Source organism: Rhizobium sp. Root1220 (genome assembly GCF_001426265.1).
Lineage (GTDB): Bacteria > Pseudomonadota > Alphaproteobacteria > Rhizobiales > Rhizobiaceae > Rhizobium.
The window spans coordinates 356,606-371,480 of the sequence record NZ_LMDG01000033.1 but is presented as its reverse complement, the minus strand read 5'-3'; the positions used below and the strand labels follow the sequence as shown (position 1 = coordinate 371,480).

The 14,875-nt window shown below is 60.9% G+C and carries 10 protein-coding genes and 1 pseudogene; 5 read left to right on the top strand and 6 right to left on the bottom strand.

What is annotated here, in order from left to right; genetic code table 11:
• Positions 1-18: 18 nt before the first annotated feature.
• The 5 genes from edd to ASC90_RS20900 form a co-directional block, all read right to left on the bottom strand.
• A complete protein-coding gene (gene edd, locus ASC90_RS20920) occupies positions 19-1,839 on the bottom strand; it encodes a phosphogluconate dehydratase (RefSeq protein WP_056544641.1) in 1,821 nt (606 codons plus the stop codon).
• Positions 1,840-1,900: 61 nt separating this feature from the next.
• A complete protein-coding gene (gene pgl, locus ASC90_RS20915) occupies positions 1,901-2,599 on the bottom strand; it encodes a 6-phosphogluconolactonase (RefSeq protein WP_056544638.1) in 699 nt (232 codons plus the stop codon).
• A gap of 10 nt (positions 2,600-2,609) precedes the next feature.
• Complete coding sequence (gene zwf / locus ASC90_RS20910) at positions 2,610-4,085, bottom strand: glucose-6-phosphate dehydrogenase (RefSeq protein ID WP_056544635.1); 1,476 nt, start codon at positions 4,083-4,085, stop codon at positions 2,610-2,612.
• A 133-nt stretch (positions 4,086-4,218) separates the two neighbouring features.
• Positions 4,219-5,517, bottom strand: coding sequence for an FAD-binding oxidoreductase (locus ASC90_RS20905; protein WP_056544632.1), 1,299 nt, complete (start codon positions 5,515-5,517; stop codon positions 4,219-4,221).
• Positions 5,518-5,528: 11 nt separating this feature from the next.
• Positions 5,529-6,965: a glutamine synthetase family protein gene (locus ASC90_RS20900; RefSeq protein ID WP_056545006.1), complete on the bottom strand. Its 1,437-nt coding sequence runs from the start codon at positions 6,963-6,965 to the stop codon at positions 5,529-5,531.
• An 88-nt stretch (positions 6,966-7,053) separates the two neighbouring features.
• Between ASC90_RS20900 and ASC90_RS20895 the strand changes: the two are divergent.
• The 5 genes and pseudogenes from ASC90_RS20895 to ASC90_RS20875 all read left to right on the top strand — a co-directional run bounded on the left by ASC90_RS20895 (position 7,054) and on the right by ASC90_RS20875 (position 14,593).
• Positions 7,054-8,273, top strand: a pseudogene (locus tag ASC90_RS20895) (NAD(P)/FAD-dependent oxidoreductase).
• Between the two features lie 585 nt (positions 8,274-8,858).
• Positions 8,859-11,387, top strand: coding sequence for a HAMP domain-containing methyl-accepting chemotaxis protein (locus ASC90_RS20890; RefSeq protein ID WP_056544629.1), 2,529 nt, complete (start codon positions 8,859-8,861; stop codon positions 11,385-11,387).
• A 207-nt stretch (positions 11,388-11,594) separates the two neighbouring features.
• Complete coding sequence (locus ASC90_RS20885) at positions 11,595-13,442, top strand: methyl-accepting chemotaxis protein (RefSeq protein WP_056544626.1); 1,848 nt, start codon at positions 11,595-11,597, stop codon at positions 13,440-13,442.
• Positions 13,439-13,651 carry a hypothetical protein gene (locus ASC90_RS20880; RefSeq protein ID WP_056544623.1) on the top strand — a complete coding sequence of 71 codons (213 nt, stop codon included), beginning with the start codon at positions 13,439-13,441 and terminating at the stop codon, positions 13,649-13,651. The genes ASC90_RS20885 and ASC90_RS20880 overlap by 4 nt, the downstream gene beginning before the upstream one ends.
• A gap of 72 nt (positions 13,652-13,723) precedes the next feature.
• Positions 13,724-14,593 (top strand): LysR family transcriptional regulator, encoded by an 870-nt coding sequence (locus ASC90_RS20875; protein ID WP_056544620.1) that lies wholly within the window; start codon positions 13,724-13,726, stop codon positions 14,591-14,593.
• Positions 14,594-14,627: 34 nt separating this feature from the next.
• Here ASC90_RS20875 and ASC90_RS20870 read toward each other — a convergent pair whose 3' ends face one another.
• Positions 14,628-14,864 carry a hypothetical protein gene (locus tag ASC90_RS20870; RefSeq protein ID WP_056544617.1) on the bottom strand — a complete coding sequence of 79 codons (237 nt, stop codon included), beginning with the start codon at positions 14,862-14,864 and terminating at the stop codon, positions 14,628-14,630.
• Between the last annotated feature and the right edge of the window lie 11 nt (positions 14,865-14,875).

Sequence of the window (14,875 nt, the reverse complement as noted above, 5' to 3'; positions counted from 1 at the left end):
GGCCCGAGATCGCCTAACCTAGTGGAAAAGCACGCTCGCGCCTCGGTCGGATGGTCCGACTGCCCGGCGGAACGGCGCGAACAGCTCGCGACCGATGCCGAACTCGTTCTCCGAGAGATCGGCGACCACCGGCTCGCGTTCGGCCATGTCGGCAGCGTCGACCAGGACTTCCAGTGTGCCGGCGATCGCATCGAGGCGGATGATGTCGCCGTCCCTGATGCGCGCGATCGGCCCGCCGTCAACGGCTTCCGGCGTCACATGGATTGCGGCGGGAACCTTGCCCGATGCGCCGGACATGCGGCCGTCGGTCAGCAAGGCGACGCGGAAGCCGCGGTCCTGCAACACCCCGAGCGGCGGTGTGAGCTTGTGCAGTTCGGGCATGCCGTTCGCCTTGGGTCCCTGGAAGCGGACGACTGCCACGAAGTCCCGGTTCAATTTGCCGTCCTTGAAGGCGTCCTGCAGCTCCTGCTGGCTGTGGAAGACGATTGCCGGGGCTTCGATGACATGGCGATCCGGCTTCACGGCCGAAATCTTGATCACTGCTTTTCCGAGATTGCCGCGCAGCATTTTCAGGCCACCGTTCGCCTGGAAGGGCGTCTCGATGCTCGCAAGCACCTTAGGGTCGACACTCTTCTGCGGAGCGGGCTCCCGAACGATCGTGCCGCCTTCGCCAAGGCGCGGGTCGATCGTGTAGGCCTGAAGGCCATGGCCGAACACCGTGCGCACATCCTCGTGCACCAGGCCGTGCTTCAGCAGTTCCTTGATGAGGAAACCCATGCCGCCGGCCGCATGGAAGTGGTTCACGTCCGCAAGGCCGTTCGGGTAGACCCGCGCGAGCAGCGGCACGACTTCGGAGAGCTCGGCGATATCCTGCCATGTCAGCTGGATGCCGGCGGCGCGTGCCATGGCGACCAGGTGGAGCGTATGGTTGGTGGAGCCGCCTGTGGCGTGCAGCCCGACGACGCCATTGACGATCGATCGCTCGTCGATCATTTCGCCGGCGGGCGTGTATTCGTTGCCTTGTGCCGTTATCGCCAGTGCGCGCTTGGCAGCTTCGCGGGTGAAGGCTTCGCGTAGCGGCGTGCCCGGGTTGACGAAGGAGGAACCGGGCATGTGGAAGCCCATGATTTCCATCAGCATCTGGTTCGAGTTCGCGGTGCCGTAGAAGGTGCAGGTGCCTGGCCCGTGGTAGGACTTGGATTCCGCTTCCAACAACTCGGCACGTCCGACCTTGCCTTCTGCATAAAGCTGGCGGACGCGCGACTTCTCGTCGTTCGGCAACCCCGTCGTCATCGGGCCGGCCGGCACGAAGATCGCGGGTAGATGGCCGAAGGAAAGAGCTGCGATAACCAGTCCCGGCACGATCTTGTCGCAGACGCCGAGATAGAGCGCCGCGTCGAACATGTTGTGGGACAGTCCGACGCCAGCAGCCATGGCGATCAGGTCACGCGAGAAGAGCGAGAGCTCCATCCCCGGCTGGCCTTGGGTTACCCCGTCGCACATGGCTGGAACCGCACCTGCCACCTGCGCAATACCGCCGGCCTCGGCCGCCGCTTCACGCAGGATCGCCGGATAGGTCTCGAACGGCTGATGCGCCGACAGCATGTCGTTATAGGAGGTGATGATGCCGAGATTGGGTACGCGGTCGCCCGCAAGGGCATCCTTCTCGGCGGGGGAACAGACTGCGAAGCCGTGGGCGAGATTGGCGCAGCCGAGCGTCGAGCGGGCCACACTCTTGGAAGCCGCATTTCGCAGGCGCTCCAGATAGAGCCCGCGCGTCGGCTTCGAGCGTTCGACGATGCGGGAGGTAATCGCAGCAATGCGTGAGTGAGCGGACATGGGAGATCCTGCCTTTGTATTGGTCTTCAATTGTCTGTTCGTCGGCCCTGCGCTATGGCGCTCAAGGAGCCCAGTAGATGTCTACCGGCGAAGCGGCCCGGCGTAGAACGGCGCGGATCGGCATCTCTGCCTCGTCGCCGGCGCGTTCGGCTTTCGCCAGCACGTCTTTCTTGCCGTCGCCCTCGATGTGGAGCACCAGCAGCCTGGCGTCCTGAAGGCTGCTGAAAGTGAACGTCAGGCGAGGTTCGCCTGCACCGTCGGCTTCCATTGTGATGATACCACGCGGCGTATTCGGATCGAGCGCGATCTGAAGGTTGTTTCCGCCGGGGAAGAACGACGCGGTGTGGCCGTCGCCGCCCATCCCCAGGATGACGATGTCGAACGGGTCCGCGATCGCCCTTGTCGCCGCGGTGGCGATTTCCGCGGCTTCCTCGACGGAAGGCACGGCCTGGTAGAGCGGCTGGAACCGTGCCGCCGCCGCCTTGTTCCGAAGCAGGTTAGTCGCGACCAGCAAATGGTTGGAGCGATCATTGTCGGCGGGCACGAAACGCTCGTCCACGAGCGTAATCGTCACCTTGCCCCAATCGATGTCGCGCGTTGAGAGTTCCTGAAAGAACAGCTTCGGAGTCGATCCGCCAGAAACGGCGATAGCAGCCGCTCCGCGCGTTGCGACAGCCGCCGAAAGGGAGGCCGCGACCTTGTCCGCAAGGTTGCGAGCCAGTTCCGCGGCGTCGGCAAATGCATGCATGGTCGCTGCCATCGCTTCGATCCTACAGGTTGTCGTGCCAGGTGCGGCCGTCACGCTCGATGAGCGCGATCGATTGGCTCGGACCCCACGTACCGGCGGTGTAGCCTTGAACCTTCTGGCCGGTCGCTTCCCAGCCCTTGAGGATGGGATCGACCCACTGCCACGCCGCCTCGACTTCGTCGCGGCGCATGAACAGGGTCTGGTTGGAGCGGATGACGTCCATCAGCAGGCGCTCGTAGGCATCCGGATTGCGGGCCGAGAAGGATTCGGCAAAGCTCATGTCGAGTGAAACGTTGCGCAAGCGCATGCCGCCCGGACCCGGATCCTTGATCATTAGCGACTGTTTGACGCCTTCGTCAGGCTGCAAGCGAATGATGAGCTGGTTCTGGTTGATCCGCCCGGCCGACTGGTCGAAGACCGAGTGCGGGATCGGCTTGAAGGTGATAACGATCTCCGACATGCGACCGGCAAGACGCTTGCCGGTGCGAATGTAGAAGGGAACACCCGCCCAGCGCCAGTTGCCGATTTCGGCCTTGATCGCAACGAAGGTCTCGGTGTTGGAAACGCCGCCTTCGAGTTCTTCAAGGTAGCCCTTGACCGGGCCTGTGGCAGAGGCACCGGCGCGGTACTGGCCGCGTACGGTGGCCAGCTCAACGTTTGACGCGTTGATGGGCTTCAGTGCACGCAGCACCTTGAGCTTTTCGTCGCGGACCGCTTCCGAATCCATCGAGGACGGCACTTCCATCGCCACAAGGCAGAGAAGCTGGAGAATATGGTTCTGGACCATGTCGCGCAGTGCGCCTGCCGTGTCATAGTACCCGGCACGTCCTTCCAGCCCGACCGATTCCGCAACGGTGATCTGGATGTGATCGATATGGTCGGCGTTCCACAGCGGCTCATAGAGCGCGTTGGCAAAACGCAGAGCCATCAGGTTCTGCACCGTCTCCTTGCCGAGATAGTGGTCGATGCGGAAGATCTGCTCTTCCTTGAAGACTTTGCCAATCGTGTCATTCAGCGACAGCGCCGAGGCAAGGTCGCGGCCGATCGGCTTCTCGACGACGATACGGGTCGTCTTGGTGATCAGCTTGTGTTCATGGATCTTCTGCGAGATGTCGCCGAAGATACCGGGCGCGACGGCGAGGTAGAAGGCGCGAACGCGATCCTTGCCTTCGTCGAGGATTTTCTTCAGCTGGTCCCAGCCGGCATCCGAGCGGGCGTCGACTGGCACGTAGAACAGGCGTTCGCAGAATTTTGCCACTTCCGCTTCGTCGTATTCACCCTTCTTGAGATGCTCCTTCAGGGCATCCTGCGCGAACTTGCGATATTCTTCATGCGTGAGCGCGCTTCTGGAGGCGCCGATGACGCGGGTCGGTTCGGTGAACTGGCCCTCGATCTGGCGATGGTAAAGCGCCGGCAGCAGCTTGCGTTCCGCAAGGTCGCCACTGCCGCCGAAGACGACATAGTCAAAGGGTTCGACGGGGATGATTTGGCTGCTCATGAGGATATCTCTCAATCAGACTGGTTGTTGGCTCTTTAATCTAATCGATTTAAAAAAGCCAGTGTGCGCTGCAATGAATCTGTCGAGAACTGGTTTTAGATCGAATTGACGCGCGAGGAAATGCGCAATCTGACTAAAACCTGTCGCGCAGCGCAAACCATGAGAGTGCCAGGAAAAGCAGCGGGGCGCGCATGGCCGCACCACCGGGAAACGCAGGCACATCGAGTGCCCGGAAAAGCTCCAGGTCCGCCGACTTTCCAAGCACGGTTTCGGCATAGAGCTTGCCACAGTAATTCGCCAGCATCACCCCATGCCCGGAATAGCCGCCGATCGATGTCACGCCGGGCATCACGTCGCGGACGAACGGCTGCCGGGGCATCGTGATGCCAACCGATCCGCCCCAGGCGTGGGTGATCTCGATATTCCCAAGTGTGGGGTAGATCTCGGCAATCTGTCGGCGGATGTGCTGCGTTATGTCGCGCGGGTTGTCGGCGGTATAGGCCTCGCGACCACCGAACAGTAGGCGTCCGTCCTTTGTCTTGCGGAAGTAGCGCACGACGAAACGTGAATCGGCCACGGCTTCCCCACCAGCCAGCACATCCGGGTGGCCGGTGATTGGAGCCGTGGCGCCGATGAAAGACCTGATCGGCATGACGTGGCTCGCAGTGACCGGCTCAAGGTTGCCGATATAGCCGTTGCAGGCGATCAGCGCCTTGCTTGAGACGATCTGGCCCTGCGGCGTTTCGATGGTCACTTTGCCACCGCCCTGGCGGATGGCTGTGGCCTTGGTCATCTCGAAGATGCCGGCGCCGGCGTTGGCCGCGACGCGCGCAAGGCCGATCAGCAGCTTCAGCGGATGGATATGGCCGGTGCCGGTATCACGAACACCGCACAGGTAACGGTTCGATCCCAGGCGTTGCTGCGTCTCCTCCCTGTCCATGAAACGCAGGTGCGGATAGTCGTAGCGCGATGCGGCAATCTCCGCATTCGCGTGGTAGGCGCGCTGGTAGCCTACCTTGTGCGACACGTTCATCTGCCCCGGCATGAAGTCGATGTCGATCTGGTGATCCATCGCGAAATCCAGCAGGTGCCGTTTGGCAGCTTCTGCCAGATCGAAGAGTGCCTTAGACCGTTCGTAGCCGATCTTTTCTTCCATCTCCTCCGGCCACCAGCGTTGGCCCGTGCCGAGTTGGCCGCCATTACGCCCCGAAGCACCGTCGCCAAAGCGACAGGCTTCGATGAGCACGACCGAAACACCAGCCTTGGCCAGATAGTAGGCGGCCTGCAGACCGGTGTAGCCGCCGCCGACGATGGCGACGTCACAGGTCCTCGACCCATCGAGCGACGGGTAGCTAGGGCGCTCGCCGGCAGTCTCCTGATACAGGGAAATGCCTGGCGCAATCGGGCTCTGCCATGCCTCTTGCGATGCCATGATGAGCCTCCTCACACGTTGAGCAGAAGGAATTCACGCTCCCATGGGCTGATCACCTGCATGAAGGTCTCGAATTCTCCGCGCTTGACGCCAGCGTAAAGGCCGATGAACTCCTTGCCGAACACCTCTTCGAAGGCCGGCTCGTCCTCCATCAACGCAACGGCTTCGAGCAGGCCGCGGGGCAGTTCGATCGAACCCTCGTTGGCAGCGTCCTCGGTCGGCGCCGTCGGCTCGATTTCCTTCATGATCCCGAGCAGGCCGGAAGCAAGGGAGGCGGCAAGTGCCAGATAGGGATTGGCGTCGGAGCTTGGCAGTCGATTTTCCACGCGCCGCGCCTGCGGATCCGAAACCGGTACCCGGAAGGCGGTCGTGCGGTTGTCATAGCCCCAGGCATTGTTGACAGGGCAAGACATATCCGGCGTCAGGCGGCGATACGAATTCACATAAGGCGCCAGCATGGAGAGGGCGCTCGGTACGTATTTCTGCATGCCGCCAATGAAATGGAAGAACTCCCGCGACGGCGATCCGTCCGGATTGGAGAATACGTTCTTCCCCGTCTCCTCGTTGACGACAGACTGGTGGATATGCATGGCAGATCCGGGCTGGCCCTGCATCGGCTTTGCCATGAAGGTCGCGTAGATGTTGTGCTTCATCGCCGCTTCTCGGATCGTCCTCTTGAACAGGAATACCTGGTCGGCGAGCTCGATCGGGTTGCCATGGCGTAGGTTGATTTCGAGCTGCGCCGGGCCCTCCTCGTGGATCAGCGTATCGATCTCGAGGCCCTGCTTTTCCGAGAAATGATAGATGTCGTCGATCAGTTCGTCGAACTCGTTGATGCCGGCGATCGAATATCCCTGGCCGCCGAGAATGGAGCGGCCCGACCGCCCCTTTGGCGGATGCAGCGGATAATCCGGATCGTCGTTCTTGGCCACGAGATAGAATTCGATCTCAGGCGCCACGATCGGCTTCCAGCCGCGGTCATGATAGAGCTTCATGATCCGCTTCAACACGTTGCGCGGCGTATAGGACACCTCTTCGCCGTCGGCGGTGACGATATCGCAGATCACCTGTGCGGTGGGATCGGTTTCCCATGGCACGACCGAGAGCGTCGAAAGATCGGGCACGAGCTTCAGGTCACTATCGCGCGGCTCGTAGCGGAAGCTTTCGGTCTCCTCCGGATATTCCCCTGATATCGTATGCCGATAGATCGCCGAAGGCAGTGCCAGCGACGTATTCGACGTGAACTTGGAACTTGGCATCATCTTGCCGCGCGGCACGCCAGCCAGATCAGGCGTGATGCATTCGATATCTTCGATGCCGCGTGCCCGCAAGAACTGTGCTGCTTCCTTCCAGTTTGCCACGCCGCGCAGAGATCCGGGGTCCGGGGGTCTATTCTTCGAGGCAGGCACGTTCTTGGCAGGTTTCAGCGTCGTCTTTTTTGGGGACATGACACACCGGTTTGCGTTGATCTTGAAGGCATAATAGCCAGAGTTTGGCAATTGGCGAGGGGGAGGCCACGTTGACTTTCGCTCACTGATGGAAAAAGAAGACGCCTTTCGACAAGGGAAACGAATTTGCAGCGGAAAAGCGATGTGATCGTCATCGGCGCGGGCGCCGCAGGCATGATGTGCGCCATTCGTGCCGCCCAGCGCGGCCGCTCGGTGATCTTGCTGGATCATGCAAAGATGCCCGGTGAAAAGATCCGCATCTCCGGCGGTGGGCGCTGCAACTTCACCAACATCCACGCGGGTCCGAAGAACTTTCTCTCGACCAATCCGCATTTCTGCAAGTCGGCGCTGGCGCGATTTACGCCGTCCGACTTCATTGCCATGGTCGATCGGCACAAGATCGCCTGGCATGAGAAAACCCTCGGACAACTCTTTTGTGACGACAGTGCCAAGCAGATCATCCGGATGCTGCTTGACGAGATGCAGGCGGCGGGTGCGTCTCTACACGTGAGAACCGAGATTGCCGGCGTGGAGAAAACGGAGGCGGGCTTTCACGTTTCGACTTCCGAAGGCGCCTACGAATGTCGCTCGCTGGTGATTGCCAGCGGCGGCAAGTCCATTCCCAAGATGGGCGCCACGGGCTTCGCCTATCGGATCGCGGAGCAATTTGGCTTGCCGCTGATCGAAACACGACCGGGCCTGGTGCCGCTGACGGTGGATCAGGCCATGCTCGAAAGTCTTTCCGAACTGTCCGGCATTGCCGTTCCCGCGGAAATCCGCAACGGCAAGGCAGCGTTTCGTGAAGCGCTGCTTTTCACCCACCGCGGTCTGAGCGGCCCCGCTATTCTGCAGATTTCTTCTTATTGGCGCGAGGGCGACGATATCACGCTGGATATCGAGCCGGACATCGACCTTTTGGGACACCTCAAAAAGGCAAGACGGGCCAACGGCCGGCAATCGGCGCAGACCGCCCTTGGCGAGATATTGCCCAAGCGGCTTGCCCAGTATCTTACCGAGCGCGAGCGGATCACCGGTCACATGGCGGACCTTTCGGACAAGGTTCTGTTGCGGTTGGCCAACGCCGTGCAGAACTGGACGATCAGGCCATCTGGTTCCGAAGGCTACCGCACCGCGGAAGTGACACTCGGCGGCGTGGACACCGCTGCGCTCGATTCCCGCACGATGGCGGCGAAACACGTGCCCGGCCTCTATTTCATCGGCGAGTGCGTCGACGTGACCGGCTGGCTCGGCGGTTATAATTTTCAGTGGGCCTGGGCTTCCGGCTTTGCCGCAGGTGAATCTTTGTAGGCGTGAAACTGGCGGGTCGATTCAAGAGTTCTTAAGCGGGGTGCGCCATCCTGTCTCAATGACATGCTCAAAAGCGCTTCCTAAATAACGCTTTACCAGCATACTGTTTTGTTGGATTGTTACGTCAGAGAGAAGTGAGGTTCTGCAGATGAACAGGAACACACCACGGGCCCGCGCCGTTGCTATTGCTCAAACAAAGGCCGACAATAAGCTCGTCGCCATGCGTTACGTTGTGCTCGCAGTGAGCGCAGCGGCTGCCACTATCGCACTCCTCGTCGCTCGATCCTTCTGACATCACGCTATTTCCGGGACCTCGCTGGCGCTCGGACGCCAGCCGTCTCCGCACATAAATCGATTTGAGTGCGGCTTTCGGTGATATGCGCTTATCCGAAAATTAAGACATCCTCTGCAAGACTTGATCACTGAATACTGGGCGCCTTCGCTTCTTGCGTGGCGAGCTGGCAATGATTGCCGCCTGGCGAATGCCGGGCTCCCGACTTGTTCCAAAAAAAGCAGCTCGATGCACTCGGCCGGCGCCACAAGGTGACCGGTGGGAGGAGTGGTGTATGGAAGGCCGGAACCGCCATGTTGATTGACAAGATTCTTTCGCGCTTCAGGATCAAGACCAAGGTCTTGATGTTTGTGCTGCCCTTCGTGGTGAGTATCTCTGCGGTCGGCCTGACCGGGCTCTATGCCTCCGGCTTGCTGCAGGGACGCATGGAAATCTCCAACAGTGTTCTCCAGTCGCTGAGCGGGTTCAAGGATCTGTACGGTTCGATGGATGACTTCCTGCAGATCACCAGCCAGGAAGCGCGTGACAAGCTCTACAGCGATATCGGCGCCCAGCAGGCCACGCTGAAGGCGACGCTCAATCAGATTGGCGAAAACGCGGGTCGCGAAAACCTGCAAGCTGCCACGGATGGCACGGCAGGTATCACCGATACTGTCGGCAAACTCTGGACATTGCACGAGCAGGAACTGGCATTGCGCAAGTCAATCGACGATGCGCAAAAGGTCATGATCACCAGCCGCTTCAACGTCAACTTCGATGCACAGAAGCTCGAGGAGAATATTCGCAACGACGAAGGCAATGCGACCGCGACGCTGCGTGCGGCCGATCGCCTCCTCAAGGGTGGCGATGCGCTTGCCGCAGTCATGGGCGATTTCAACAAGGCGCAGGCTCCCGCCGACAAGCTGAAGGTGGTCACCGATGCCATCCCGGCGATTGCCAAGGCGCAGCGCCTGATCGAGATTTCGGTTCCGCAGAACCAGAAGAGCATGACCCAGTCGCTGTCCCAGACGATCAGCGACGTGAAGGCGCAGGCGACGGCTGCCGATGCGAACACTGACGAGGCAATCGCCAATCTCGGTCGCCTCGTCTCGCGTTTCCGCCAGATGTCCACCTACACGCAGTTGACCGCAACGCAGATGATGCGCGCGGCGACAACGACCTTCGTCGAACTCGACAGCCGCATCGCACAGACGAACTCCGTCCTCGAAGACACGCGCAGGCTCGAAAGCGCGATCTACTCGCTGCAGCTTGTCCTTGGCGAGTTCGCTGCCAAGCCGAGCAAGGAAAATCGCGTTCGCCTGCATCAGGAAATCGCCACGCTGGGCACCAATCTCAACACGCTGCTTGCCAGCGCCAAGGGCATGGATTTCGCGGAAGATATCGTGGCCGCGGTCTCGCCGGCTCTCGCCTCAATGGACAAGGACGCGCAGAGCCTCGTTGATACGATCAATCAGCGCGTTGCCGATTACGCTTCCGCCCGCCAGCAACTGGACACTGTATGGGGCCAGTTGACCGCCTTCGCCGAGTTGCAGAAGCAGACGGCCGGCGCCGAGCGCACGCAGGCAAACGGTATCTCCGTGCTTACCACCGGCCTTGGCATCCTGCTTTCGATCGTAGGCGGCATTGCGCTTGTGCTGACCCTTCAACGGCCGATCGGCCAGATCACCGCTGCCATGCGCCGAATTGCCGACGGTGCGCTGGATACAAACATCTCCGGCGAGCAGCGCTATGACGAAATCGGCGACATGGCTCGTGCGCTTGGCATCTTCAAGGAAAACGCGATCTCGAAGATCCGTATCGAGGAGCAGAGCGAAGAGGAGCGTGTTGCCGCCGACCACGAGCGTCAGCGCAACGATGCCGAAAAACGCGACATGGATCGGCAGATCGAATTCGCGGTCAACGAGCTTGCGGCCGGCCTCGAGCGTATGTCGCAGGGCGATATCTCGACCACCATCGAAACGCCGTTCATCGGCCGCCTCGAGCAGCTTCGTCAGGACTTCAACGGTTCGATGATGCGTCTCCAGGCGACCATGAGCCAGATCCGCGACAACGTCGAAATGATCCAGGGCAACGGCAACCAGATGGCTCAGTCGGCCGAGGACCTGTCGAAGCGCACGGAACAGCAGGCCGCCTCGCTGGAGGAAACCGCTGCCGCCGTCGATCAAATCACCGTCACGGTCCGCTCGTCCGCCGAGCGCGCCAAGGACGCCGACCAGATCGTTCGTCAGGCCAAGCGCAGCGCCGACGACTCGGCGACCGTGGTCAGCAACGCGATTGACGCCATGGTTCGCATCGAGGATGCATCGCGCAAGATCGAACAGATCATCGGCGTGATCGACGAGATCGCTTTCCAGACCAACCTTCTGGCTCTGAATGCGGGGATCGAAGCCGCGCGCGCCGGAGACGCCGGCAAGGGCTTTGCGGTTGTCGCCATGGAAGTCCGCGAACTGGCGCAGCGTTCGGCTGCGGCCGCCCAGGAGATCAAGGGGCTCATCAACAAGTCGACGACCGAGGTCAGCTCCGGCTCGCAGTTCGTGCAGGAAACCGGTACGGTTCTGGCGAAGATCAGTGCCCAGATCGTCACCATCAGCCAGCATGTCGAAATGATTGCCCGCGCAAGCCATGACCAGTCAAGCGCATTGCAGGAGGTTAATGCGACCGTCAACCAGATGGATCAGATGACCCAGCAGAACGCCGCGATGGTGGAAGAAACCACCGCTGCCAGCCGCGAACTCGCCGGCGAGGCGGACGCGCTGCTGCGGCTGGTCAAGCAGTTCAAGATCGACGGTGATGTGCAGGCTGGATTCTACCGCGCTGCCTGATCCGGATCGCAATCGACGCTTTGGAAAGGCCCCATCTCCGGGGCCTTTCTATTTGGAGGACGCATGCGAGGAATACGGTCTGGAATTGCGTATTCATCAGGCTCACTGGAAGAATTGGCGCAGTGAAAACTGACAATCGTCAACTTGTTGAGAATTTTCTTTAAAGCTTTTGCATTAGCGTGAGGCCTTGCATTTCAGGGGACCTCCATGCTTCGTCTTTTCTCGGCATCCATTGTTCGACAGATCGTCGTGATCACACTTGCACTGTTGATATTCAGCACTGCGGCAATCGTCAGCGTGACCTACTACAATCTGAGCGACTACGTGATGAGGAGCGCAGTCTCCGATGCGAAGGATGCGAGCCGCACGATGGCCGTCCTCTACGCCGCCGGCGATCAGGCCGCCAACGTCGAAATCCGGGACAACGAACTTGCCAGTGTTTCTGAGGACAAGCTCCCGTCGCTTGGGGACCACGCGCTGGTCGATCGCACCGCCCAATCCATCGCTGGCGTGGCCACCGTGTTTGAGCGGCAGGGCAGTGACTATGTTCGCGTTTCCACCAACGTGAAGAAGGAAAATGGCGACCGTGCAGTCGGTACCAAGCTGGCCGCGGATCATCCGGCCCAGGCAACGCTCGCCAAGGGTCAAGCCTACTACGGACCTGCCGACCTGTTCGGCCGCAAGTTCATGACCGGCTACTTCCCGGTCAAGAGCGCGTCGGGCACAACGGTCGGCATCCTCTTCATCGGCATCCCGATGGAGGTGTATTACAGCAGCCTGCAGCAGTTGCTGATGCTGGTAGTCGGTGCCGGCGTGGCTGTCCTGATGCTCGTCGGCGTGCTCGCCTACTTCGCGATCCGCGCGTCGGTAAGGCCGCTGGAGGCGCTGACCGCGACCATTCACACCATCTCCGCCGGCAATTTGGGCGGCACCATCCCTTGTGTCGACAAGCAGAACGAATTCGGTGCGATCGGCCGTGCCCTTGCGCTGTTCCGCGACAATGCCCGCGCCCGCGTGGCGCTCGAAACACAAGCGGCCGAACAACGCGAACTGAGCGACGCCGAGCGCGCCCGCAACGACGCCGACAAACAGGCGCTGGATGGCCAGATTGATTTCGCTGTGAACCAGCTTGCGGCCGGACTTGGACGCCTGTCGCAGGGCGACGTCTCGCAGACCATCGAGACGCCGTTTGTGGGTCGCCTCGAGCAGCTCCGCAACGACTTCAACGCCTCGCTCCTGCGTCTGCAGGACACGCTGTCGCGCATCCGCGACAACGCCGCCGCAATCCATCAGAATTCCGGCGCAATGCTCTCGTCCGCTGACGAGCTGTCGAAGCGCACCGAAGCGCAGGCTGCAAGCCTTGAGGAGACCGCCGCCGCAGTCGAAGAGATAACGGTCACCGTCCGATCTTCGGCGGATCGTGCCCGCGAGGCAAACGCCACCGTTTCGTTGACCAAGAAAACAGCCGATAGTTCCGGCGTCGTGGTCGGCGACACCGTGGCCGCCATGGGGCGCATCGAACAGGCTTCGAAGCAGATCGAGCAGATCATCGAGGTGATCGACGACATCGCCTTCCAGACCAACCTGCTGGCATTGAATGCCGGGATCGAAGCAGCGCGCGCAGGTGAGGCCGGCAAGGGGTTTGCAGTGGTCGCGCAGGAAGTCCGCGAGCTCGCGCAGCGCTCCGCCGATGCCGCGCGCGAGATCAAGGGCCTTATCGAAAAATCCACCCGTGAAGTGTCGGTCGGCTCCGGCCTCGTGCAAAGAACCGGCGCGGTGCTTGCGTCTATCAGTCAAGAAATCATCACGATCAGCAAGCACGTCGACACGATCGCAACGGCAAGCCAGGATCAGTCGGCGGCGCTGCAGGAAGTCAATGGATCCGTCAATGCGATGGACCAAATGACCCAGAAAAATGCGGCGATGGTCGAGGAGACTACAGAGGCAAGCCGCCAGCTGGCGAGCGAGGCCGAGGCGCTGATGAACCTCATCCAGCAGTTCACGATCGACGCACGCGGCACGTCAGACTACGGTCGGGCCAGAAGGGCGGCTTGATTGCCGCACGTGCAGCGCGCCTGTGGGGCGCGGGCTTTTCGGTCAAGCCGAAGCGATTTCAGGAAGGTGGCAAGCCACGCCCGGTGGGCGTATCCGAAGCCTTCGTAGAACTCGTCTTCAGCGGCAGCCGAATACATGTCTCTGCCTTGGCGGTGCTGATTGATAATCTGCGCGACTATGATCTGGTCAAGCATGGTGATGTCCTTTGAAATGGGCATCACCTGAAATATCCATCAAAATATACTTTATAAACGGGAATTATCCCACTATGTTTTTCATCAATGAAAGACACGCCATGGGATTCCTTTCAATTGTTCCTGCATGTCGCGCGGCTCGGCGGCCTCACCGGCGCCAGCGCGTCGAGCGGACTGAGCCCGGCCACGATAGGGCGCCGCATGCTCGATCTCGAGCAGGAACTGGGACGCGGACTCTTCTCACGGAGCCAGACCGGGTATCGGCTGACGCCTGACGGCCAGGCACTTCTCGACCACCTGCAGGAAATGGAGGCCGCGGCACGCAAGGTCGAGTCATGGCGCAAGGCTGGCAGCGTCGGAGCCACCGTAAGGATCGCGGCAGGCACATGGATCGCATGGTTGCTGACGGAGAATTTTTCCGCCGTACGCAAGCCCGGCGATTCCTTCGCCATATCACTGACGATCGGCGAGACACGCGCCAACTTGAGCTACCGCGAAAGCGACATCGGGATTCGCGCCTTTGAACCCGAGGAGAGCAATCTCGCCGCGCGGCTGTTGGGTGAAGTAGCCTATGCCGTCTACGCCAGGCGTAATGCCAGCGATCTCGATGAGCGCTGGGTGGCGGTTGGCGAAGAGGATGCCATCTCGAATTACCTCCGGTGGCCGCATCGCAATGCGGCGGGCAGGATCGCCGCCACCGTCAATCGTCCGCGTTCGCTTGCGGAACTTGTGCGCGCCGGCGCTGGCAGGGCTGTGTTGCCCTGCTTCGTGGGGGATCTGGATCCGGAGCTCCAGCGTATAGGCGCAGAATTGCCGGAGTTGCGTCATCGGCAATGGATCGTGATGAACAACGAGGATCGGCATCGGCCGGAAATCCGGACCGTTGCCGATCGCATGACGAAGCTTCTGAAGAGCTATGGAGATCTCTTCGCGGGCAAACGCCCCAGCCGCAGTTGAGGGCAAGATGACGCCCGAAGAGGCGCCACCGAGATCAGTTGCGGCTCGCCACGATGACAGGGATCAAGAGATCGCCCCAGTTCCCGTCGCCGCCATGATGGCGCGCCGAGCGCACGATCTCGACCGAAACGCCGGCATCGACGGCCTTCATCACAGACTGGTTCAGACGGTGCAGATCGTTGGCAAGCATGCGGATCATCGTTTGCTGATCCGGCGTCATGCTGGTGGACTGTTCTTCAGCGCGTTCCTTGACGCGTGCAAGCGTAGGCATGGCATTCTCCT

What these genes read in the sequence shown, in the direction of transcription:
- edd (WP_056544641.1), bottom strand. Translation starts at nt 1,839, where the DNA reads ATGTCCGCTCACTCACGCATTGCTGCGATTACCTCCCGCATCGTCGAA.
- pgl (WP_056544638.1), bottom strand. Translation starts at nt 2,599, where the DNA reads ATGGCAGCGACCATGCATGCATTTGCCGACGCCGCGGAACTGGCTCGC.
- zwf (WP_056544635.1), bottom strand. Translation starts at nt 4,085, where the DNA reads ATGAGCAGCCAAATCATCCCCGTCGAACCCTTTGACTATGTCGTCTTC.
- ASC90_RS20905 (WP_056544632.1), bottom strand. Translation starts at nt 5,517, where the DNA reads ATGGCATCGCAAGAGGCATGGCAGAGCCCGATTGCGCCAGGCATTTCC.
- ASC90_RS20900 (WP_056545006.1), bottom strand. Translation starts at nt 6,965, where the DNA reads ATGTCCCCAAAAAAGACGACGCTGAAACCTGCCAAGAACGTGCCTGCC.
- ASC90_RS20890 (WP_056544629.1), top strand. Translation starts at nt 8,859, where the DNA reads ATGTTGATTGACAAGATTCTTTCGCGCTTCAGGATCAAGACCAAGGTC.
- ASC90_RS20885 (WP_056544626.1), top strand. Translation starts at nt 11,595, where the DNA reads ATGCTTCGTCTTTTCTCGGCATCCATTGTTCGACAGATCGTCGTGATC.
- ASC90_RS20875 (WP_056544620.1), top strand. Translation starts at nt 13,724, where the DNA reads ATGAAAGACACGCCATGGGATTCCTTTCAATTGTTCCTGCATGTCGCG.
- ASC90_RS20870 (WP_056544617.1), bottom strand. Translation starts at nt 14,864, where the DNA reads ATGCCTACGCTTGCACGCGTCAAGGAACGCGCTGAAGAACAGTCCACC.